This is a genomic window from Stenotrophomonas sp. AG209, from assembly GCF_003550055.1.
GTDB lineage: Bacteria > Pseudomonadota > Gammaproteobacteria > Xanthomonadales > Xanthomonadaceae > Stenotrophomonas.
This window is the reverse complement of sequence record NZ_QXDB01000003.1, coordinates 353,713-374,941: the sequence shown is the minus strand read 5'-3', so window position 1 is coordinate 374,941 and position 21,229 is coordinate 353,713. Positions and strand designations below refer to the sequence as shown.

Below are 21,229 nucleotides of genomic sequence, written 5' to 3'. Positions count from 1 at the left end.
ATGCCGGCCAGCGGCCGGCACTACCGCAGGGCGTTTCACCCGCCCTGTTTTGCCGCGTAATCCTGCGCCTGGCGCATCACCCGCAGCAGGTTGCCGCCCCAGATGCCGGCAATCTGCTTCTCGGTATAGCCCTTGCGCAGCAGCCAGGCGGTGATCTTCGGCAGCTGGCTGACATCGGGCAGGTCACTCAGGCCGCCGCCACCATCCCAGTCCAGCCCGATCCCCACGTGCTCGGGGCCGACCACCTTGAGGATGTGCTCGAAGTGGGCGAAGAAGTCGTCCAGGCTGGCATGCCGCACCGGGTGCTCATGGTCCAGTGCCTGTTCGGCTTTCAACAGGGCCACGCCCTGCTCGATGCCCATCCCTTCCCAGCCGCCCAACTGCTTGCTCAGCGCTTCTTCGGCCTGCTTGCGCTCGGGCGTCTTCGCGGTGTCGATCAGGTAGCCGCCATACGCGTTCACCTGGATCACGCCACCGGCCTTGGCCAGCTTGCGCAGGCGCGCGTCATCCAGATTGCGCGGGTGGTCATACACGGCCTTGGCCGAGCTGTGCGACAGCACGAACGGCACCGGCATCATCGCCAGCAGGTCGTCGAACACCGCGTCCGAGGCATGCGACTGGTCGATCACGATGCCCAGCTTCACCGCTTGCCGCACCAGGTCCTTGCCCGCCGGGCTCAGGCCCTTCCACTCCGCGCCCTTGGGGTCGGTGGCCGAATCGGCGAACTCGTTGTTGGCGAAGTGCACGGTGCTGAGCAGGCGCAGGCCGGCGCGGTGGTAGAACGAAAGCAGGCTCGGGTCTTCCACCAGCGGGCTGGCGTTTTCCATGCTGATGTAGACCACGCGCTTGCCGGCGGCCTTGATCCGCGCCGCGTCATCGGCGGTCAGCGCCAGCGCGAAGCGCTCGGGATTGGCCGCCAGCATCTCGCGGATTTCCATCAGCCGCTGCAGGCCATGGTCACGCTCGGCCAGATGGGCGACAGCGGTACGGTCGCCCTGATCGGTGTAGATCGCCCAGAAGCCACCGTCCAGCGCGCCTTCGACCATGCGCGGGTAGTCGACCTGCGAAAGCGCGTTGCGGTCGTGGCGCTGCTCAATGTCGAAGCCGCTGCGACCAAAGTTAGCCGGCGTATCCAGATGGCTGTCGAGGGTGACCAGGCGCTGTTGCAGCGCCTTGGCACGGGCCAGCTCCTGCGCGCTGAACTCAACGGCGTGGACGGACAGCGGCGCGCACAGCGCCAGGGCAAGCACAACGGACAGGTGGCGCAACGAAGGCATGGGCTCTCACCGCGAATGGGAAGAGCCCGACCATAGCGCTGCGGCCAGCGCTTTTGTAGAGCCGAGCCGCGCCCCTCATCAATGGGGCGCCACTTTCACGAACGCATCGCAATGCGCGGAAAGCTGACCGCCGGGCAGTGGACATGATTCATGCCCGGCGAACGCAGAAGCCGACCGTCAGTCGACCACGCGGCAGAACACGGCCTTCAGGTAACGCGATTCCTGCACGTGGGCCATGAACGGATGGTCCGGGCCGGCGCCGGCTACCTTCAGGATCTGGATCGTGCGGCCGGAGAAGTACGCCGCACGACGCAGCATGTCGAGGAACTGGTCCTCGGCCACCAGGCCGGTGCAGGAGAACGTGGCGAACAGGCCGCCCGGCTTCACCACGCCCAGCGCCAGCTTGTTCATGTCCAGGTACTTCTTCAGCGCAGTGATCACCTGGTCGCGGTCACGGGTCATCTTCGCCGGGTCCAGGATCACCACGTCGTACTGCTCGCCACGATTGGCCGCATCGCGCAGCCACGGGAAGATATCGGACTGGACGAACTTCGGGCGCACGTTGTTCAGGCGCGAATTGCCCTTGGCGATCTGGATGACGTCTTCATCGATGTCGATGCCGACCACGTCCGAGGCGCCGCGCGCCGCCGCATACACCGCAAAACCGCCGGTGTTGCAGCACAGATCCAGCACGCTCTTGCCTTCGACCTGCTGGCTCAGCCATTCGCGGTTCTCGCGCTGGTCGGCGAAGAAGCCGGTCTTGTGCGCACCGGCCGGGTCGGCGCGGAACTTGATGCCGTACTCGGTGATCACCGACGCTTCGGTGGTGGTGTTGCCGTGGAAATCGAAGCTTTCCTGCTTCTGCACGTGCTCGTCGGCGAAACTGTGGAAGCGGCAGCCCGGGAACTGCTCGCGCAGGGCGTCGTAGATCCACTCACGGTGGCGGAACATGCCGGCGGCGAAGAACTCGACCACCACCAGGTCGCCGTAGCGGTCGACCACCAGGCCGGACAGGCCATCGCCTTCGCTGTGCACCACGCGCCAGGCGTCGGACACCGCATCGAGCTTGAGCACCTCACGGCGCAGCGACACCGCCTGGGCGATCTTGCGCGAGAACCAGCCGGCATCCACCGGCACGTTCTGGTCGGTCTCGAGGATGCGCACGGCAATGCGCGAATGCCCATTGTAGAACCCGCGGCCAATGAACTCGCCATCAATGCCGACCACGTCGACGATGGAACCGGGCTTGGGCCGGACGGTCGGCTTCTCGACCAGTTTCTGGAAGATCCACGGGTGGCTGGAGCGCCACGCGTTCTTGAGGCGGACAATCGGAAGGGGGGTATTCATCCACCTATTGTAAACCGGGCGCCGGGGTCAGATCCCCGCAGGGGCTCTGGCCCCGGCCGGCATGCCAACCAAGGTTGGCGTCCACCAGAGCGGGGACCCCGGTCACCCGGTATTTGACGGCAGCCCGGCCAGGCCGCAGAATCGGCGCCAGAAGGGGAGTAGCTCCCAGACGTTGTCGCCGTCATTTCGAGCCCGCAGGCTCCGGTGCAACGGCAGTTCCAGCCGACTGGAACTGCGAGCGAGACCTTCGCCGTACTGGCGAAGCTCTGTCCCTGGATCCCCTCCCGATCCTCCGTTGCAGATCCTCGCCGTCCGGCCTGGCATTCATCTTTCCAACGGACATTCCCAATGCAGACGATCGGTAACGTGTGGTTGTGGGGCGGCTTCGCAGCGGTGGTGGTCATCGCCCTGCTGGTCGACCTCGTGTTGATGCGCCATGGTGGACCGCACAAGGTCACCTTCAAGGAGGCCCTGTGGTGGTCCATCGGCTGGGTCGCGCTGGCCCTGCTGTTCAATGCGGGCCTCTGGTACTACCTGAATGAGACCGCCGGCCAGGTCGTGGCCAACAAGGTCGGCCTCGAGTTCCTGACCGGCTACCTGGTCGAGAAGGCGCTGGCGGTCGACAACATCTTTGTCTTCCTGATGATCATGAGCTACTTCGCGGTGCCGGAGGAGCAACGCCAGAAGGTGCTGATCATCGGCATCCTGGGCGCGATCGTGCTGCGTACGATCATGATCTTCGCCGGAAGCGTGCTGATCAGCCAGTTCCATTGGCTGCTCTACGTGTTCGGTGCCTTCCTGCTGTTCACCGGCTGGAAGATGTGGTTCGCCGCCGGCCAGGAGCCGGACCTGGAGACCAACCCGGCCCTGCGCTGGATGCGCAAGCACCTGCGCCTGCTGCCGGACTACGCCGGCAACGCACTGAGCGTGAAACGCGATGGCGTGCGCTGGTTCACCCCGCTGTTCGCGGTGCTGATCCTGATCGCGGTCACCGACGTGATCTTTGCCGTGGACAGCATCCCGGCGATCTTCGCGATCACCACCGACCCGTTCATCGTGCTCACCTCCAACGTGTTCGCGGTGCTGGGCCTGCGTGCGATGTTCTTCCTGCTGGCCGGCATGGCCGACCGCTTCCACCTGCTGCCGTACGGCCTGGCGCTGGTACTGGGCTTCATCGGCATCAAGATGATGATCATCGACCTGTTCAAGATCCCGACCCCGGTCTCGCTGGGCGTGGTCGCCGTGATCATCGCCGCCACCGTGGTGCTGAGCCTGAAGTACCCGCCGAAGGAAGGCGAAGGCCAGGCCTGAACCTGACCGGCTGAACGGCGCGGCCGGTGGGATTGTCCCGCCGGCCGCCCCCCACTCTCCCGCCGCGGTGGCCTTGGTTTCGCGCCAGCCACCGCCATTGCTGAGGTATGGACAACAACGCGCCCCTGCCCGCCGGCGACGTGCCGGCCCCCCGCAATGACCGCTCGCGCATCCTGCGGGCGTTCAATGTCAGCCTGGCCGCCGTGCTGGTGCTGGTGGCCGTGTTCGCCCTGCAAGGCACGTTCGACTGGCGACCGTGGGCGGTCGCACCGCTGGAAGCCAAGGGCCTGCTCGGCCTGATCGGCGGGCCGATGCTGCATGCCTCGGTCGAGCACATCGCCGCCAACAGCATCGCCATCCTGATTCTTGGCACCCTCGCCGGCAGCGTCTATCCGAAAGCCACCGTGCGCGCCCTGCCCCTGCTGTGGCTGGGTTCGGGCCTCGGTGCGTGGATGCTGGGCAATCCGGGCAGCGTGCATCTGGGCGCCAGTGGCGTGACCCATGGCCTGATGTTCCTGCTGGCCAGCCTGGGCCTGCTGCGCCGCGACCGTGCGGCGATCGCCACCGGCCTGATCGGCATGCTGTTCTACGGCGGCATGCTGATGACCATCCTGCCGCACGCCGACGGCGTGTCCTGGCAGTCGCACATGGGCGGGGCCTTCGCCGGCATCATCGCCGCGCTGCTGTTCCGCAACGCCGATCCGCTGCCGCCGCGCCAGCGCTACAGCTGGGAAGACGAAGAAGACGAGGCCGAGCCGCTGGCCGATGACGAGCTGGAGCCGCCGTCACCGCAGCGCGTGCCGGTGCTGTGGCAGCCGCGCGAGGGCCAGGACTACGTGGTGATCCCGTTCCGCCGCCCGGACGAGCCGCGCGGCTGAGCGATGGTAGTGCCGGCCGCTGGCCGGCAACCTCATGAACCGGTAGTGGCCGACCTTGGTCGGCACTCCTGCCGTGTGCCAACCAAGGTTGGCATCTACCAGAGTCCGTCAGTTCGCCGCATTCGCCGCCGTGCCCATCCCGTCCACCGCCTGCCGGCCGAGCGCAGGATCATCGGTGAAGAAGGCATCGATGCCGGTCGCAAGGTAGGCGCGCATCTCGGCGATCGAGCCTTCCGCGTTGCGCGCAGTGTCGGCACCCTTGCGCAGGTTGCTGGGCTGGAAGTGGTTCTCCGGGCGGAAGGTGTACGGAATCACCATCAGTCCGGCCGCGTGTGCATCACGTACCAGCGATGTCGGCGTGCCCAGCGCGCCCTTGGCATCCAGCGGAATGATCGAGCGCAGCTCGGGGCCGATGCCATCGGCGTAGCCGGCGATGTCCTTCAGGCCGGCCGGGGTCATCATCTGTGCGTAGGTCAGCGTGCCGCCGGCCTTGGCGATGTCGGCCGGCTGGGTATCGCCCTTCCACAGCAGCTGCAGCAGGCGGATGTTGCTGCCCCGGCCGATCTTGCCGTGCAGGTAGCGCAGGTTGGCGGTCTCGAACGACTGGATGGTGACCGGACCGACGTTCGTATACGCGTTGCCACGCAGCGCGGCCAGCAGCTTGTCCTCCATCGGCAGGCCGATGGACTGGAAGTAGGTCGGGTGCTTGATCTCCGGCACCAGGCCGATGCCGCGGTTGGCGCGCCCGGCCTGCTGCACCAGGAAGGCCAGGATCTCGTCCAGGCTGGCGATGCGGAACTGGCCGTCGTAGGCGGTGCTGCGCAGTTCCGGCAGGCGCTCACGTGCGTACAGGGTCTTCAGCTCGGCCAGGGTGAAGTCTTCGGTGAACCAGCCGTCGACCTTCTGCCCGTCGATCACCTTGCTGGTGCGGCGGCTGGCGAACTCCGGATGCGAGGCGACGTCGGTGGTGCCACCGATCTCGTTCTCGTGGCGGGCCACCATCACCCCGTCCTTGGTCATGACCAGGTCCGGTTCGATGTAGTCGGCGCCATCGGCGATGGCCTGCGCATACGAGGCCAGGGTGTGCTCGGGCAGCAGTGCGCTTGCCCCGCGATGGCCGTAGACCGACACCTTGGGTGCGGCCGGGGTGGAGGATTCAGCACTCATGGCCACCGATGGTGCCACGGCCAGCGACAACAGCAACGCACAACCCCACGACTTCACTGCGACTTCCCCAAGCGGTATGTGATGGGCGTCAGTATGAGGCGGCAATGTGACAGGTGGGGGACCTGGGGTCGGATCCCCGAAGGGGCTCCGACCCCTGCCTACTTCCCGATGCAGAAGCTAGAGAAGATCCTTCCCAGCAGGTCATCGGCACTCATCTGCCCGGTGATCTCGCCCAGTGCGTCATGCGCCAGCCGCAGTTCCTCGGCGGCCAGCTCCAGATGTTCATGCGCCAGCTCACCGTCGGCGCGCTGTGCATGCTCCTGCGCACGCTCGATCGCATCCACATGGCGCGTGCGCGCGGAGAATTCGCCGTCCACCTGCTCGCCTGCCCCGGCCGAGGCGATCGAACGCAGGCGCGCGTGCAGATCTTCGAGCCCGGCGCCGGTGGCGGCCGAGACGAACACGCGGTCCGGATCGTCCAGCGCCGGCAGCACATCCAGCAGGTCCGACTTGTTGTGGATGTAGACCTTGTGCGGCACCGCCGCCACGGCATCGCCCAGCACCACTTCACCGGCCGCCGGATCGCGCGCATCCAGCACGATCAGCGCCAGGTCGGTGCGCTCGATTTCCACGTGCGCTCGGCGCATGCCTTCACGTTCGATGGCGTCGCCGCCGTCGCGCAGGCCTGCGGTGTCGACCAGGGTCAGCTCCAGGCCATCCAGACGGATGGTCTCGCGCAGCGTGTCGCGGGTGGTGCCGGCGATGTCGGTGACGATGGCGCGCTCGCTGCCGGCCAGCGCATTGAGCAATGAACTCTTGCCGGCATTCGGCGGGCCGATCAGCACCGCATGCAGGCCATCGCGCAGGCGGCGGCCGCGCTCGGCGTCCCGCCGCAGCAGGACAAGATCGCCGCGTGCCTGCTCCAGCCCACGCCGCACCTGTGCCCCCCCGAGCGTATCCAGTGGTTCGTCGGCAAAGTCGATGGCCGCTTCCACATGGATGCGCAGCAGCACCAGCTGCTCGACCACGGCGTCGATGCGGCGCGAGAACACACCATCCAGCGAACGGCGTGCAGCGCGCGCGGCACGGTTGTCGCCCGCGGCGATCAGGTCGGCGATGGCCTCGGCCTGGGCCAGGTCCAGCTTGCCGTTGAGGAACGCCCGTTCGCTGAACTCACCAGGCCGCGCCTGGCGCGCACCGAGCGCGATGCAGCGCGCGACCAGCTGCTGCAGCAGCACCGGGCTGCCGTGACCCTGCAGTTCCACCACCTCTTCGCCGGTGAAGCTGTTCGGCGCCGGGAACCACAGCACGATGCCATCGTCGATCACCTCATCGTCGGCATCGCGCAGGCGTGCGTAGTGCGCATGACGCGGGCGCAGCGCGGGCGCACCCAGCGCGTTGGCGATGGCCGCAGCGCGCGGGCCGGACAGGCGCAGCAGGCCGACGCCGCCGGCACCGGGTGCGCTGGCGATGGCTACGATGGTGTCAGTGCGAAAGGTATCGTCCATCGCTCAAAGCTTCTCCAGCTGCGCGCGCGCCTGTGCGGCACCGCTGCCCTGCGGCTGCAGCGCCAGGTAGGTGGTATAGGCCTGCTTGGCCTTGGCCTTGTCGCCTGCGTTGAAGTAGGCATCGCCCAGGTTCAGATGGGCGACCGCGCGCGACGGATCGATCTTCAGCGTGTTCTCCAGCCAGCGCGCCGCTTCGGCGTAGCGCTGCTGACGGTAGTAGACGAAGCCGAGGTTGTTCGCCGCCTGGGCGAAATCGGGGCGCAGCTTCAGCGCTTCGGTGAACTGCGCGGCCGCTTCGTCGTACTGCTTCTCGCGGTACAGCTGCAGGCCGCGGTCGTTGGCCTGCTGCGCGCGCTGGCGGTCGGACGCCGGGCCGGCGGTGGGCACCACCAGCTTGGCCTTGCCACCCTGCAGGTCGGCCACGGTCACCGGCGCCTGGCTGCCCTTGGCCTCGCTGGCCGCATCCACCTTGTTGTTCAGCGCGATCGCATCGGCGGTCAGCTGGCGCGTATCGGCGTTGAGGAATTCCTGGCTGTCCGGCACCTGGAACACGAACTCACCGCCCTGCGAGCCGGGCAGGCTGCCGAAGGCCGGGGTCTGGTGCGAGACCGCCGAAACTGCCGGTGCCACGTAGGCGGCCAGCTCGGTACCGGTGATCAGGCCGTCGCCGTTGAGGTCGCCCTTGCCGGCCAGCGCCTGCAGCAGCACCCAGGTGAATACCGAGTGGCCGTTGGGGCCGGCATCGGCCACCTGCTGGTCGGCACCACCGGCGGTCAGCATCTGCCGCGCGCTGCGACGCGCGTTCTCGCGCAGGAACGACGACGACGAGGGGCCACCACGGGTCAGGCCCAGGCCGCTGTAGCAGGCATCCATCACGAACATCACATGCTTGGCCTGCATGCTCTCGGCGATGTTCTGGATGTCGGTCATCGCGATGGCGTCGGTAGCGAATTCCTTCGGGTCCGAATCGACCGGAATGATGTAGCCGAGGTCGCGCCCGGAGGCGAGCTGGCGGGTCGCGCCATGGCCGGCGAAGAACACGAACACGCGGTCGTTCTTGCCGGTGCGGTCGTCGGCCAGGCGGTCGTGGAAGGCGGCCAGGATGTTGTTGCGGGTCGCCTGCTCGTTCTTCAGCACGATCACCTGCGAGGACGGGAAGCCGAACTGCCCGGTCAGGGTATCGGCCACCGCCTGTGCGTCATGGCTGGCGTATTCCAGCTTCGGCCACTTGGCATAGTTGTCGATGCCGACCACGATCGCCCAGGACTTCTCGTAGCCGGTGGTGACCGTGGCGGCACCGGCATCACCCTTGCGCGCACGGGCAACGGTGAAGTCGCGGCCGTTCCAGCCGGCGAACTGGTAACCATCGGCGATCAGCCGGTCGAGGATCTGCGGCAGCGCCTTCACCGCACGATCGTGGATGTCGTGGAACAGGATGATGCCGCGCTGTTCCTTGTTCACCTGGTCGAGTACGCGTTGCACGATCGACTCCGGCACCGGGTCGGCCCAGTCCATCGAGTCGATGTTCCACATGATCGACTTCAGCCCGGCCTCGTTGAGCAGTTGCAGGCCCTCGGCATTGCGCGCGCCGTACGGGAAGCGGAACAGGGGCGCGCGCTTGCTGTCGACATCCTTCAGCAGCGTGTCGGTGTCGAGCACCTGCTGGCGCAGCGCGTCACCGGTGGTGCGCGACAGCTGGGCGTGGGTCAGGCTGTGGTTGCCGACCGCATAGCCCTCTTCCATCAGGTTGCGGCTGATCTTCGCCATCGGGCCGAGGCTGACCTTTCCGTCGGCCTCGACCTTGCCCAGGTTGCGGCCCACCTCGAAGAACACGCCCGGCACGTCGTAGCGCTTGAGGATGGCCACCACTTCATCGGTATAGGCCTTGTGCGGGCCATCGTCGAAGGTCAGCACCACGGTCTTGGCCGGCAGGTCGCGGCCGAAGATCTCGCGGTCGCTGTCCTTCATCGACATCGGGTACGGCTCGATCACGCCATAGTCGCGCAGGATCGCTTCGCGGCTGTAGTCCTTGTGCAGGTGGGCGATGTAGTCGTCCCACTTCTCGCGCTTCAGTTCGATGGCGCGGGTGCGCTCGAAGCGGCTGAAGATGCGGGTCAGTTCCTGGTTGTAGTTGCGCTCGATCTCATCGAGCGCCTCCAGGTCCTCACCGATGCGCTGGTGCAGTTTCACCGCCGGCAGCGACGAATCAGTGCCGACCCGCTCATGCAGATCACGCAGCACTTCGCGGAAGGCCAGGCGATCGGCATCGAACAGTTCCGGCGCAGATTCGATGTAGTCCAGCACGGTGCCGAGGGTGGCGAAGCGCTGCGGACTGGAACCGCGCAGCAGGGTGTCGAACTGCGCGGCGATCGCCGTGCGCTGTTCCAGGCCATCGTGGAACAGCTGCTGGCCGACGCGCGTGGAGGTGCCGCGGTCGGCGGCCGACTGCTGTTCCTCGTCGGCCAGCAGCACGATGATCCGGCGGTAGCCGTCGAGCTGCTTCTGCAGCGCCGCCAGCAGCGGTGCAGCGGCCGGATCGGCGGCCGCCGCGGCCTGCGCGCTCGGCTGGGTGACGGTGGTCGTCGGTGCCTTCGCGTCCTTGTCGCCACAGCCGGCAACGACCAGGGTCAACAACAACGAGGGCAGGAACAGGCGGAACGACGACGCACGCGGCATGGCGGACTCGATGGATGCAGGAACAGTGTGCCGGCGATTCTAACGCCGCATGCGAAAAGCCCGCCTTGCGGCGGGCTTCTGCGGGGGCCAGCCGGCCAGCAGCCGGCTCTACCGATTACTTCTTCTTGACCGGGGCCGGCGCGGTGGTGGCCGGGACCGGCTCGCCGCCATGGCGCTTGGTCATCCACCACTGCTGCAGCAGGCCCAGGCCGCCGTTGACCACCCAGTACAGCACCAGGCCGGACGGCATGAAGGCCATCATGACGCCGAACACCAGCGGCATGAACTGCATCATCTTCTGCTGCATCGGGTCCATGCCCGGTGCCGGGGTCAGCTTCTGGGTGAACCACATCACCGCCACGTTGATCACCGGCAGGATGAAGTACGGGTCGCGTGCGGTCAGGTCCTGGATCCAGCCGAACCAGGGCGCCTGGCGCAGTTCGACCGATTCCACCAGCACCCAGTACAGAGCGAAGAAGATCGGCATCTGGATGAGGATCGGCAGGCAGCCGCCCATCGGATTGATCTTTTCCTTCTTGTACAGCTCCATCATCGCGGTCTGGAACTTCTGGCGGTCGTCGCCATAGCGTTCCTTCAGCTGCGCGATGCGCGGCTGGAAGCGGCGCATCTTGGCACCGCTCTTGTACTGGGTCGCCGACAGCGGGTACAGCACCAGCTTCAGCAGCACCACCAGGCCGACGATCGCCCAGCCCCAGTTGCCGACCAGCTTGTGCACCTGGTTCAGCACCCAGAACAGGCCCTGGCCGATCACCGCCATCATCGAGAAGCGGCTGTAGTCGACCACCCGGTCCAGGCCCGGCACGTCTTCCTTGGCAATCAGGTTCACCAGCTTCGGGCCGACCCACAGGCGGGCCTCGGTGCTGGTGGACTGGCCCGGGGCCACGGTGAAGGCCGGGCCACGCGCTTCGATCAGGTCACGACCGGCCACCTGCGACAGCACGTAGTGTGCGGTCTGGTCCTTCTGCGGGATCCAGGCGGTGAAGAAGTGGTGCTGCAGCATCGCCAGCCAGCCGCCGGTGATGTTCTGGTTCAGCGTGCCATCGTCCAGGTAGTCCTTGAACGCACGACGCTGGTACTTCTTGTCGTTGTCGTACCAGGTGGCGCCGTTGAAGCTGAACGAATCCGGGTTGGTCATGCTCCGCGACAGGATGGTCGGGGTGCGGTCCAGGGTGCGGTAGACATAGCCGTTCCACGGTGCGGCACCGGCGTTGCTGACTTCGTCCTTGAAACGCACGGCGTACTCGTTGCGCGAGACGGTCAGGGTGCGCTTGATGGTCACGCCGTTGTCGGCGGTCCACACGAACGGGATCTGCAGTTCGTTCTGGCCCTTGGCCAGCACGAAGTCGCGGGTGTCACCGACCAGCTTGAAGCCGTCAGCGCCGGGAACCGGGGTGTTCTTGTCTTCGCTGGCCCAGCCACTGATCGCGCTGTACGGATGCGCGGGGTCTTCGGTCAGCAGGCGTACCGGCGGGCTGCCTTCGTCCTTGGTCTGCGGGAACTGCAGCAGCTCGGCATCGAGCACGCGGCCGCCGTCCAGTACCAGGCGCAGCACGTCGGTGGTGACGGTCACGCGCTGGCTGGCCGGGGTGGCGCTGGCCTGGGCCTGCACAGCGGCCTGGCCCGGGGCACCCGGGACCTGCGCGCTGGGGATGCTGCCCGGGGTCGCGCCCGGAACACTCTGTGCAGCAGCCGGGGCCGACGTGGTCGTCGGTGCCGGGGTCGGAGCAGCCTTTTCACGGCTCCACTCCATCCACAGCAGCACGGCCACCATCAGCCAGGCAAAAATGAGGAATACGCGGGTCTGGTTCATCAGCGGACAGGCTCGGCGGGGCCGGGACGCGATGCCGGCTCGGTCAAAGAAGGAGTTGCGATGCCATCAGGCGGCGGCATTGTGCCGTCCACGCCCGGCGCGGGCAATGCACGCAGGCGACGCAGCAGGCGCAGGAAGGCCTGGCGGATCTCGTCGTTGCTGGCGGAACGCGCAGCACTACGAGCCACGACGACGAAGTCGCCTGGCTGGATGTCGGTACGTGTCTGACGCAGGATGTCGCGCAGGACGCGCTTGATCCGGTTACGCCCAACGGCGTTCGGATCAACCTTGCGGGAAACCGCCAGACCCAGCCTGGCCGGCCGGTCAGCCGGCAGCCAGTGCAGGGTCATCAGCGGATCGGACACACGGCGGGCGCCGTTGAAGACCGTTGAATATTCGGCACGCGTGCGAACCCGCGCAGAGCGAGGGAATCGCTTGCGCGGGTCTGCAGTATTCACTGTCGAAGGGATTGCGTCTGCCGCGAGGTGCGGCATGGCAATCAGGCGCTCAGGACTTTGCGGCCCTTGGCGCGGCGACGCGACAGGATCTTGCGGCCGTCAGCGGTCTTCATACGGGCACGGAAGCCGTGGTCGCGCTTACGCTTGAGGTTGCTGGGCTGGTAGGTGCGCTTCGTGGCCATTGGGGGCCTCTCGTATGAATGGGACGGAAAGAACCGGAAATTCTAGAGAGGTACCCTACCCCGCGTCAACCCCTGGCAGCTACGCGAATTCACTGGGCTGTGCAATAGCTGTGGATGTTTTTGTGAATAAGTAGGGGACAAGCATTCCGAAGGCGGGCGCTCGGTGGTAGTCTGAGCCATCCATTTCCCCCCTTTCCGGCCTGTGTTTGGGCGCCTTGTCGCGTCCATGCCCCGGCCACCGGACGATTATTGCTGATGGATGCCTGGTCCCGTAGTCTCGAGCGCCTCGAAGCGGAGTTCCCGCCGGAAGACGTTCATACCTGGTTGAAGCCGCTGCAGGCCGATCTGCGCGTGGACAGCCTGGTGCTGTATGCACCGAATGCCTTCATCGTCGACCAGGTCCGCGAGCTGTACCTGGCCCGGATCCGCGAACTGCTGGCTCATTTCGCCGGTTTCAGCGACGTTTTTCTTGAAATCGGCTCGCGCCCGCGTCCCGTGGAGGCGCAGAACGCGCCGGTTTCCACGCCCTCGGCGCATGTGTCCAGCGAACCGCAGGTGCCCTTCGCCGGCAACCTGGACAATCACTACACGTTCGCCAACTTCGTCGAAGGCCGCAGCAACCAGCTGGGCCTGGCCGCCGCCTTCCAGGCAGCGCAGAAGCCGGGCGACCGGGCGCACAACCCGCTGCTGCTGTACGGAGGCACCGGCCTGGGCAAGACCCACCTGATGTTCGCCGCCGGCAACGCGATGCGCCAGGCCAATCCGGGGGCGAAGGTGCTGTACCTGCGTTCGGAGCAGTTCTTCAGCGCGATGATCCGGGCCCTGCAGGAAAAGACCATGGATCAGTTCAAGCGCCAGTTCCAGCAGGTGGACGCGCTGCTGATCGATGACATCCAGTTCTTCGCCGGCAAGGACCGCACCCAGGAAGAGTTCTTCCACACGTTCAACGCGTTGTTCGATGGCAAGCAGCAGATCATCCTGACCTGCGACCGCTATCCGCGCGAAGTCGAGGGCCTGGAAGCGCGCCTGAAGTCGCGGCTTGCCTGGGGCCTGTCGGTCGCGATCGAACCGCCGGACTTCGAGACCCGCGCCGCGATCGTGCTGGCCAAGGCACGCGAACGCGGTGCCGAGATTCCCGATGATGTTGCGTTCCTGATCGCCAAGAAGATGCGCTCCAACGTGCGCGACCTCGAAGGTGCGCTCAATACCCTGACCGCCCGCGCCAATTTCACCGGCCGCGCGATCACTACCGAATTCGCCCAGGAAACCCTGCGCGACCTGCTGCGCGCCCAGCAGCAGGCGATCAGCATTCCCAACATCCAGAAAACCGTTGCCGACTACTACGGCCTGCAGATCAAGGATCTGCTGTCGAAGCGTCGGACCCGCTCGCTGGCCCGCCCCCGCCAGGTCGCCATGGCCCTGACCAAGGAACTGACCGAGCACAGCCTGCCCGAGATCGGCGACGCCTTTGCCGGTCGCGATCACACCACGGTGCTGCATGCCTGCCGCCAAATCCGGACCCTGATGGAAACCGACGGCAAGCTCCGCGAGGACTGGGACAAGCTGATCCGGAAGCTGAGCGAATGATGCACGGATGCCGATGAGGCGTCATCGCACAAAACGGTGCAGAATCCGGTAGCAAGCGCGGGACACGTTGTGGATAAAAATGGCGCTTGAAATCGCGCGAGATTTATCCACAGCTTTCCCCACCCCCTGGGGGTCGGTAATACAGAGGGTTTCGAGGTCTGAAATTCTTTTATTTACAAAGACTTAGCGTTGTTTTCCAGCGATTCTGTCTCTACCAGCACCACCAAGCTTTTGATTTATTCCACATTTTTTAAAGCATAGGGGCACGGAACCACATGCGTTTCACACTGCAGCGCGAAGCCTTTCTCAAGCCGTTGGCACAGGTCGTCAACGTGGTCGAACGCCGCCAGACCCTTCCGGTTCTGGCCAATTTCCTGGTCCAGGTGCAGAACGGCCAGCTGTCGCTGACCGGTACCGACCTGGAAGTGGAGATGGTGTCGCGGATCGCGGTTGAAGATGCCCAGGACGGCGAAACCACCATCCCCGCCCGCAAGCTGTTCGAGATCATCCGCGCGCTGCCCGACGGCAGCCGGATCACCGTCTCGCAGACCGGTGACAAGATCACCGTGCAGGCCGGCCGCAGCCGCTTCACCCTGGCCACCCTGCCCTCCAACGACTTCCCGTCGGTTGACGAAGTGGAAGCCACCGAGCGTGTGGCCATCGGCGAAGCGACCCTGAAGGAACTGATCGAGCGCACTGCGTTCGCGATGGCCCAGCAGGACGTGCGCTACTACCTCAACGGCCTGCTGTTCGATCTGCGCGGCGATGCCCTGCGTACCGTCGCCACCGACGGCCACCGCCTGGCGCTGTGTGAAACCGATCTGGCCAAGCCCAGCGGTTCCAAGCGCCAGATCATCGTGCCGCGCAAGGGCGTAACCGAACTGCAGCGCCTGCTGGAAAGCGGCGATCGCGAGATCGAGCTGGAAGTCGGCCGCAGCCACGTCCGGGTCAAGCGCGACGATGTCACCTTCACCTCGAAGCTGATCGACGGCCGTTTCCCGGACTACGAAGCGGTGATTCCGATCGGCGCCGACCGCGAAGTGAAGGTTGATCGCGAAGCGCTGCGTGCCTCGCTGCAGCGTGCCGCGATCCTGTCCAACGAGAAGTACCGCGGCATCCGCGTGGAAGTCTCGCCGGGCAACCTGAAGATCAGCGCGCACAACCCGGAGCAGGAAGAAGCCCAGGAAGAGATCGAAGCCGACACCACGGTCAGCGATCTGGCCATCGGCTTCAACGTGAACTACCTGCTGGATGCCCTTTCCGCCCTGCGCGATGAGGAAGTCATCATCCAGCTGCGCGACTCCAACTCCTCGGCGCTGGTGCGTGAATCGAGCAGCGAGAAGTCGCGACATGTGGTGATGCCGCTGCGTCTCTGACCGCAGCGTTGTTCCACGTGGAACCGAAGGACGCCCGGGATCTTCCCGGGCGTTTTTTTTAGGTTCCACGTGGAGCATTGAAGGCGAACCATTGAGCTGGATCCTGTCCAGCCGGAAGTTCCCCGTCGGTGGATGCTTGATGGCTCCCACTGATCCTTCCGCGACGGTTGCACTGGAGACGCTGGATAGCGGGCCATGTGTGCATGGATCACGCCGAATCGCTTTGAGCTGCAGCCGCAGGATGCTTAGATCGAGCTTCCATCTCCTGCGACCCCATCAGCCAGCGGTTGGAACGCGACTCTGAAAGTTCGCAGCCCTTCTGGAAACGCCACTGTCCACAGCCCTGGTTCTGGGCAGATCGGGGCAAGGCTAGCTTCTAAATCTGGGTATAAATCTAAAGCATGGTGGTGATGGTAGGGCCAGATTTCGTGGAAAAATGCATTATCTAACTGATTTAAAAGAAATTTATGCATCTGAAACCCCCTGTATAGAGGCACCCCAGGCTGGGGGGGAACCTGTGGATAGTTTTAAGGGCAAGGTAAAAGGCCTTTTTTATCCACAGATTGCCCATACCTTGTGTATAAGTCATACATGGCCGCTGTGGACAGCGTGAAACGAATTTCTTGAAATCTGTGGAACCGTCCAAGAGAGGGCGTCGTAGATTTCAAGAAATCTGCGGGTCATGCAGAGCGACTGCCGAAGTGGTGTTGTGCACGTGGGGCGCGATGAGCCGTGAAATCGTTGAATTCTGAGGGTCTACACCCTGCCACCCACTGCAGATTTGAAGATTTCGAGGACAGTTCAGGGCTGTGATAGCGCCCCGCGTTGAGGCGGCGCCACGTGGAACACGCGATCCGGATCCGGCCATGTTCAGCCCATCAGCTCGGCAGCCGCTTCGGGCCGTGTCGGCTTGACCGATGCAGTAAGCTGATGGATTCCCTGTCCCTCTACCGCCCCGTGCGGATGGTCCTTCGCGCCCCATGCTTATCCGCCGCCTCGCCCTGCACCAACTGCGTCGCTTCAGTGCGGTGGATCTGTCGCCCCAGCCAGGATTGAACCTGCTGACCGGCGACAACGGTGCCGGCAAGACCAGCGTGCTCGAGGCCCTGCATCTGATGGCTTATGGGCGCAGCTTCCGAGGTCGTGTCCGCGATGGATTGGTGCGCCAGGGCCAGGAAGCGCTGGAGATCTTCGTGGAATGGGACGAACAACGTGCCAATCACCCGCCGCACCGCCGAAAGGCCGGCCTGCGCCACAGCGGGCAGGACTGGAAGGGACGTTTGGACGGTGAAGACGTGGCGCAGCTTGGCAATCTGTGCGCAGCGCTTGCGGTCGTCACGTTTGAGCCAGGCAGCCATGCGTTGGTCAGCGGTGGTGGTGAACCCCGCCGCCGCTTCCTCGATTGGGGCTTGTTCCACGTGGAACCTGATTTCCTGTCCCTGTGGCGTCGGTACTCGCGGGCACTGAAACAGCGCAATGCCCTGCTCAAGCAGGGTGGCCCGTCGCGGATGCTGGATACCTGGGATCACGAACTCGCCGAAGCCGGCGAACCCCTGACCAGCCGCCGCCAGCACTACCTGGAGCGTCTGCAGCAGCGCGCCGTGGCTCTGGCTTCCAGCCTGGCCCCGCAACTCGGCATCCAGGCCCTGGAACTCAGCCCGGGCTGGCGTCGGCACGAGCTCCCTCTGGCCGATGCCCTGCTTCTGGCCCGGGAACGTGACCGCCAGGCCGGGTACACCTCGGTCGGCCCGCACCGCGCAGACTGGAGCGTGGATTTCCACAGCATTCCTGGTCGCGATGCGCTGTCCCGCGGCCAGGCCAAGCTGACGGCATTGGCCTGCCTGCTGGCGCAGGCTGAGGACTATGCCGAGCAGCGCGGCGAATGGCCGGTGATCGCGCTGGACGATCTGGCCTCGGAGCTGGATCGCACCCACCAGGCGCGGGTTCTGGAGCGCCTGCTCAATGGACCGGCACAGATCTTCATCACCGCCACCGAAACGCCGGCGGCGCTGGAAGAACTGACCCACATCGCCCGGTTCCACGTGGAACATGCACAGATCGTGGCTGTGCCATAGTGGGCACACCAGGGCCGCTCGACCCCGGCTGGTATAATTCGGGTTGGAATCCTTTCATTCTCGGCGCATCGCTCCAAGCGGTGGCCGACCTGCGGAGCCTACGGCAAGCGCAATGAGCGACGAACAGAACACCCCGGCAAACAACGGCAATTACGACGCCAACAGCATTACCGCCCTGGAAGGCCTGGAGGCTGTCCGCAAGCGTCCCGGCATGTACATCGGCGACGTGCATGACGGCACCGGTCTGCACCACATGGTGTTCGAGGTCGTCGACAACTCGATCGACGAAGCGCTGGCCGGCCACGCCGACCACGTTGCAGTGACGATCCACGCCGACGGCTCGGTCTCGGTATCCGACAACGGCCGCGGTATCCCGACCGGCAAGCACGAGCAGATGAGCGCCAAGCTCGGTCGCGAAGTGTCCGCCGCCGAAGTGGTCATGACCGTCCTGCACGCAGGCGGCAAGTTCGACGACAACAGCTACAAGGTTTCCGGCGGCCTGCACGGCGTCGGCGTCAGCGTGGTCAACGCGCTGTCGCAGAAGCTGCTGGTGGACGTGTTCCAGAACGGCTCCCACTACCAGCAGGAATTCAGCAACGGCGCAGCCGTGACCGCACTGGCCAAGCTGGAAGCCACTACCAAGCGTGGCACCACCGTGCGCTTCTGGCCGTCGACCGTCGCCTTCCACGACAACGTGGAATTCCACTACGACATCCTGGCCCGCCGCCTGCGCGAGCTGTCGTTCCTGAACTCCGGCGTCAAGATCGTCCTGGCCGACGAGCGCGGCGATGGCCGTCGCGATGACTTCCACTACGAAGGCGGCATCCGCAGCTTCGTGGAGCATCTGGCCCAGCTGAAGACTCCGCTGCACCCGAACGTCATCTCGGTCACCGGCGAGCACAACGGCATCGTCGTGGATGTGGCGCTGCAGTGGACCGACTCCTACCAGGAGACGATGTACTGCTTCACCAACAACATTCCGCAGAAGGACGGCGGTACCCACCTCGCCGGCTTCCGCGGTGCGCTGACCCGTGTGCTCAACAACTACATCGAGCAGAACGGCATCGCCAAGCAGGCCAAGATCAACCTGACCGGCGATGACATGCGCGAAGGCATGATCGCGGTGCTGTCGGTAAAGGTGCCGGACCCGAGCTTCTCCAGCCAGACCAAGGAAAAGCTGGTCAGCTCCGACGTGCGCCCGGCGGTGGAAAACGCCTTCGGCGCGCGCCTGGAAGAGTTCCTGCAGGAAAACCCGAACGAAGCCAAGGCGATCGCCGGCAAGATCGTCGACGCCGCGCGTGCACGTGAAGCGGCGCGCAAGGCCCGCGACCTGACCCGCCGCAAGGGCGCGCTGGATATCGCCGGCCTGCCGGGCAAGCTGGCCGACTGCCAGGAAAAGGATCCGGCGCTGTCCGAACTGTTTATCGTCGAGGGTGACTCGGCAGGTGGCTCGGCCAAGCAGGGCCGCAACCGCAAGAACCAGGCGGTGCTGCCGCTGCGCGGCAAGATCCTCAACGTGGAACGCGCACGCTTCGACCGCATGCTGTCCTCCGACCAGGTCGGTACGCTGATCACCGCCCTGGGTACCGGCATCGGCCGTGACGAGTACAACCCGGACAAGCTGCGTTACCACAAGATCATCATCATGACCGACGCCGACGTCGACGGCGCCCACATCCGCACCCTGCTGCTGACGTTCTTCTACCGTCAGATGCCGGAGCTGATCGAGCGCGGTTACGTCTACATCGGCCTGCCGCCGCTGTACAAGATCAAGCAGGGCAAGCAGGAGCTGTACCTGAAGGACGACCCGGCGCTGGACAGTTACCTGGCCAGCAGTGCGGTGGAAAACGCCGCGCTGGTGCCGGCCACCGGCGAACCGGGCATCGAAGGCCTGGCGCTTGAAAAGCTGCTGCTGGCCTATGCCGCCGCGCTCGATTCCATCGAACGCAACGCCCACCGCTATGACCGCAACCTGCTCGAAGCGCTGGTCGATTTCGTGCCGATGGACATGGACAGCCTGCGCAATGCCGGCGAAGGCGAAGGCCTGGATGCGCTGGCCAAGCGCCTCAACCAGGGCAGCCTGGGCAGCCCGCGTTTCAGCCTGGAACTGCAGGACGCCAACGAGGAGCGCCCCGCCGCCGTGCTGGTGACCCGTCGCCACATGGGCGAGCAGCACATCCAGGTGCTGCCGATGTCGGCGTTCGAAAGCGGCGAGCTGCGCGCGATCCATCAGGCCTCCAAGCTGCTGCACGGCCTGGTGCGCGAAGGAGCGACGATTTCCCGCGGCGCCAAGTCGATCGAAGTCGACAGCTTCGCCAAGGCGCAGAACTGGCTGCTCGAGGAGGCCAAGCGCGGCCGTCAGATCCAGCGATTCAAGGGTCTGGGTGAAATGAATCCGGAGCAGTTGTGGGATACCACGGTGAACCCGGAAACCCGTCGCCTGCTGCAGGTGCGTATCGAAGACGCGGTCGCCGCCGACCAGATTTTCAGCACCCTGATGGGCGATGTGGTCGAACCGCGTCGCGACTTCATCGAAGACAATGCGCTGAAGGTCGCCAACCTGGATATCTGACACAATCGGGACCTGGCCGGTGCGCGGGGAGCTGCACCGGCCTTCGTCCCTTGAACGCAGGTACCTGATGTCCGCATCCGCCCCGGTCTCCGCCGCCCCGCCTCCGGTTCCGCCGGCGTCTACCCCGCCGCGCGCCGTGGCACCGTTGGCAGGTTTCTTCATCGACCTGGGCATCGCCGCCGTCACGCTGGTCGGCCTGAGCATGGTCACTGGCCTGTTCTGGGGCTTCTACCGTGCGATCGTGGTCAGCCGCGCGAACGCCGCGGCCAATGGCGGCGCACTGACACCCGATGCCGTCGGCACGGCAGTGGGCCAGCCCGGTGCCCTGGCGCAGATCCTGATGGCCCTGATCGCCACCGGTGGCGCCGCACTGCTGCTGTACTTCTGGCGCCGCCCGGCGAACGCCGGCGAACGCCTGGCCTCGCGACAGGCGCTGCAGCGGCCTTCCACCTGGGGCTGGACCCTGCTGGTGGCCACGCTGATCGTCCTTGGCAGCAACGGCATCGCCTTCCTTTCCAAGCAGTTCGGCATCGAGCCGGTGCCCACCAACGTGGAACTGATGCAGAGCGCGATCGCGCGCTTCCCGTTGTTCCTGGTGTTGTTTGCGGTCGTCCTCGCCCCCGCCTACGAAGAGCTGCTGTTCCGCCGTGTCCTGTTCGGGCGCCTGTGGCAGGCCGGTCGCCCCTGGCTGGGCCTCATCCTCAGCAGCCTGGCGTTCGCCCTGGTCCATGAAGTGCCCGGTGTCAGCAAGAACTCATTGCTGGGCATGGCGCAGCTGTGGCTGGTGTACGGCGGCATGGGCGCCGCCTTCTGCTGGCTGTACCGGCGCACCGGCACGCTGTGGGCAGCGATCACCGCGCACGCACTGAACAACGCTGTCGCCCTTGCCGCGATGGTGTTCCTGGGGTCAACGTAAGGCCGTGCCCGCTTGACGAAAGATTAAGCAGGTAGGCTACACACTGCGCACATGAACACGGGGGCGGA

General features: G+C 65.5%; 15 protein-coding genes. 7 read left to right on the top strand and 8 right to left on the bottom strand.

The window, feature by feature from the left end:
• Positions 1–35 precede the first annotated feature (35 nt).
• Positions 36–1,277, bottom strand: a complete 1,242-nt coding sequence (locus tag DFO63_RS16795; RefSeq protein ID WP_119007394.1) for a dipeptidase — start codon at positions 1,275–1,277, stop codon at positions 36–38.
• Positions 1,278–1,454: 177 nt separating this feature from the next.
• Positions 1,455–2,624: a class I SAM-dependent rRNA methyltransferase gene (locus tag DFO63_RS16790; protein ID WP_049436108.1), complete on the bottom strand. Its 1,170-nt coding sequence runs from the start codon at positions 2,622–2,624 to the stop codon at positions 1,455–1,457.
• A gap of 348 nt (positions 2,625–2,972) precedes the next feature.
• On the opposite strand from DFO63_RS16790, the gene DFO63_RS16785 reads away from it, so the two are divergent.
• Both DFO63_RS16785 and DFO63_RS16780 read left to right on the top strand, forming a co-directional pair.
• Positions 2,973–3,935 (top strand): TerC family protein, encoded by a 963-nt coding sequence (locus DFO63_RS16785; protein WP_010487446.1) that lies wholly within the window; start codon positions 2,973–2,975, stop codon positions 3,933–3,935.
• Positions 3,936–4,042: 107 nt separating this feature from the next.
• Entirely contained in the window at positions 4,043–4,813 is a 771-nt protein-coding gene (locus tag DFO63_RS16780) for a rhomboid family intramembrane serine protease (protein ID WP_014039034.1), read from the top strand.
• 108 nt (positions 4,814–4,921) lie between these two features.
• Here the strand turns inward: DFO63_RS16780 and DFO63_RS16775 are convergent, their stop codons facing one another.
• The 6 genes from DFO63_RS16775 to rpmH form a co-directional block, all read right to left on the bottom strand.
• Entirely contained in the window at positions 4,922–6,037 is a 1,116-nt protein-coding gene (locus DFO63_RS16775; RefSeq protein ID WP_101766354.1) for a glycerophosphodiester phosphodiesterase, read from the bottom strand.
• Positions 6,038–6,138: 101 nt separating this feature from the next.
• Positions 6,139–7,488, bottom strand: a complete 1,350-nt coding sequence (mnmE, locus tag DFO63_RS16770; protein ID WP_119007393.1) for a tRNA uridine-5-carboxymethylaminomethyl(34) synthesis GTPase MnmE — start codon at positions 7,486–7,488, stop codon at positions 6,139–6,141.
• Positions 7,489–7,491: 3 nt separating this feature from the next.
• Entirely contained in the window at positions 7,492–10,164 is a 2,673-nt protein-coding gene (locus tag DFO63_RS16765) for a polysaccharide deacetylase family protein (protein WP_049446820.1), read from the bottom strand.
• Between the two features lie 115 nt (positions 10,165–10,279).
• Positions 10,280–11,995 (bottom strand): membrane protein insertase YidC, encoded by a 1,716-nt coding sequence (yidC, locus tag DFO63_RS16760; protein WP_049446817.1) that lies wholly within the window; start codon positions 11,993–11,995, stop codon positions 10,280–10,282.
• Positions 11,995–12,489, bottom strand: coding sequence for a ribonuclease P protein component (gene rnpA, locus DFO63_RS16755; RefSeq protein WP_014039039.1), 495 nt, complete (start codon positions 12,487–12,489; stop codon positions 11,995–11,997). Before rnpA ends, yidC begins: the two co-directional genes overlap by 1 nt.
• 5 nt (positions 12,490–12,494) lie before the next feature.
• Positions 12,495–12,635: a 50S ribosomal protein L34 gene (gene rpmH / locus DFO63_RS16750; protein ID WP_005411729.1), complete on the bottom strand. Its 141-nt coding sequence runs from the start codon at positions 12,633–12,635 to the stop codon at positions 12,495–12,497.
• Positions 12,636–12,890: 255 nt separating this feature from the next.
• Here rpmH and dnaA point away from each other — a divergent pair, with 255 nt between their 5' ends.
• The 5 genes from dnaA to DFO63_RS16725 all read left to right on the top strand — a co-directional run bounded on the left by dnaA (position 12,891) and on the right by DFO63_RS16725 (position 21,161).
• Positions 12,891–14,222 (top strand): chromosomal replication initiator protein DnaA, encoded by a 1,332-nt coding sequence (gene dnaA, locus DFO63_RS16745; RefSeq protein ID WP_005411730.1) that lies wholly within the window; start codon positions 12,891–12,893, stop codon positions 14,220–14,222.
• Positions 14,223–14,497: 275 nt separating this feature from the next.
• Positions 14,498–15,598, top strand: a complete 1,101-nt coding sequence (dnaN, locus tag DFO63_RS16740; protein ID WP_005411731.1) for a DNA polymerase III subunit beta — start codon at positions 14,498–14,500, stop codon at positions 15,596–15,598.
• A 980-nt stretch (positions 15,599–16,578) separates the two neighbouring features.
• Complete coding sequence (gene recF / locus DFO63_RS16735; RefSeq protein ID WP_014035415.1) at positions 16,579–17,673, top strand: DNA replication/repair protein RecF; 1,095 nt, start codon at positions 16,579–16,581, stop codon at positions 17,671–17,673.
• A 112-nt stretch (positions 17,674–17,785) separates the two neighbouring features.
• Complete coding sequence (gene gyrB / locus DFO63_RS16730) at positions 17,786–20,245, top strand: DNA topoisomerase (ATP-hydrolyzing) subunit B (RefSeq protein ID WP_014035416.1); 2,460 nt, start codon at positions 17,786–17,788, stop codon at positions 20,243–20,245.
• Between the two features lie 67 nt (positions 20,246–20,312).
• On the top strand, positions 20,313–21,161 hold the full coding sequence (locus tag DFO63_RS16725; protein WP_049446813.1) for a type II CAAX endopeptidase family protein: 849 nt from the start codon (positions 20,313–20,315) through the stop codon (positions 21,159–21,161).
• Positions 21,162–21,229: the final 68 nt, after the last annotated feature.

Bases quoted from the DNA above. Each gene is read 5' to 3' on its own strand.
- DFO63_RS16790 (WP_049436108.1), bottom strand. From the start codon at position 2,624: ATGAATACCCCCCTTCCGATTGTCCGCCTCAAGAACGCGTGGCGCTCC.
- DFO63_RS16795 (WP_119007394.1), bottom strand. From the start codon at position 1,277: ATGCCTTCGTTGCGCCACCTGTCCGTTGTGCTTGCCCTGGCGCTGTGC.
- DFO63_RS16725 (WP_049446813.1), top strand. From the start codon at position 20,313: ATGTCCGCATCCGCCCCGGTCTCCGCCGCCCCGCCTCCGGTTCCGCCG.
- mnmE (WP_119007393.1), bottom strand. From the start codon at position 7,488: ATGGACGATACCTTTCGCACTGACACCATCGTAGCCATCGCCAGCGCA.
- dnaN (WP_005411731.1), top strand. From the start codon at position 14,498: ATGCGTTTCACACTGCAGCGCGAAGCCTTTCTCAAGCCGTTGGCACAG.
- DFO63_RS16780 (WP_014039034.1), top strand. From the start codon at position 4,043: ATGGACAACAACGCGCCCCTGCCCGCCGGCGACGTGCCGGCCCCCCGC.
- gyrB (WP_014035416.1), top strand. From the start codon at position 17,786: ATGAGCGACGAACAGAACACCCCGGCAAACAACGGCAATTACGACGCC.
- DFO63_RS16785 (WP_010487446.1), top strand. From the start codon at position 2,973: ATGCAGACGATCGGTAACGTGTGGTTGTGGGGCGGCTTCGCAGCGGTG.
- dnaA (WP_005411730.1), top strand. From the start codon at position 12,891: ATGGATGCCTGGTCCCGTAGTCTCGAGCGCCTCGAAGCGGAGTTCCCG.
- DFO63_RS16765 (WP_049446820.1), bottom strand. From the start codon at position 10,164: ATGCCGCGTGCGTCGTCGTTCCGCCTGTTCCTGCCCTCGTTGTTGTTG.
- rpmH (WP_005411729.1), bottom strand. From the start codon at position 12,635: ATGGCCACGAAGCGCACCTACCAGCCCAGCAACCTCAAGCGTAAGCGC.
- yidC (WP_049446817.1), bottom strand. From the start codon at position 11,995: ATGAACCAGACCCGCGTATTCCTCATTTTTGCCTGGCTGATGGTGGCC.
- rnpA (WP_014039039.1), bottom strand. From the start codon at position 12,489: ATGCCGCACCTCGCGGCAGACGCAATCCCTTCGACAGTGAATACTGCA.
- recF (WP_014035415.1), top strand. From the start codon at position 16,579: ATGCTTATCCGCCGCCTCGCCCTGCACCAACTGCGTCGCTTCAGTGCG.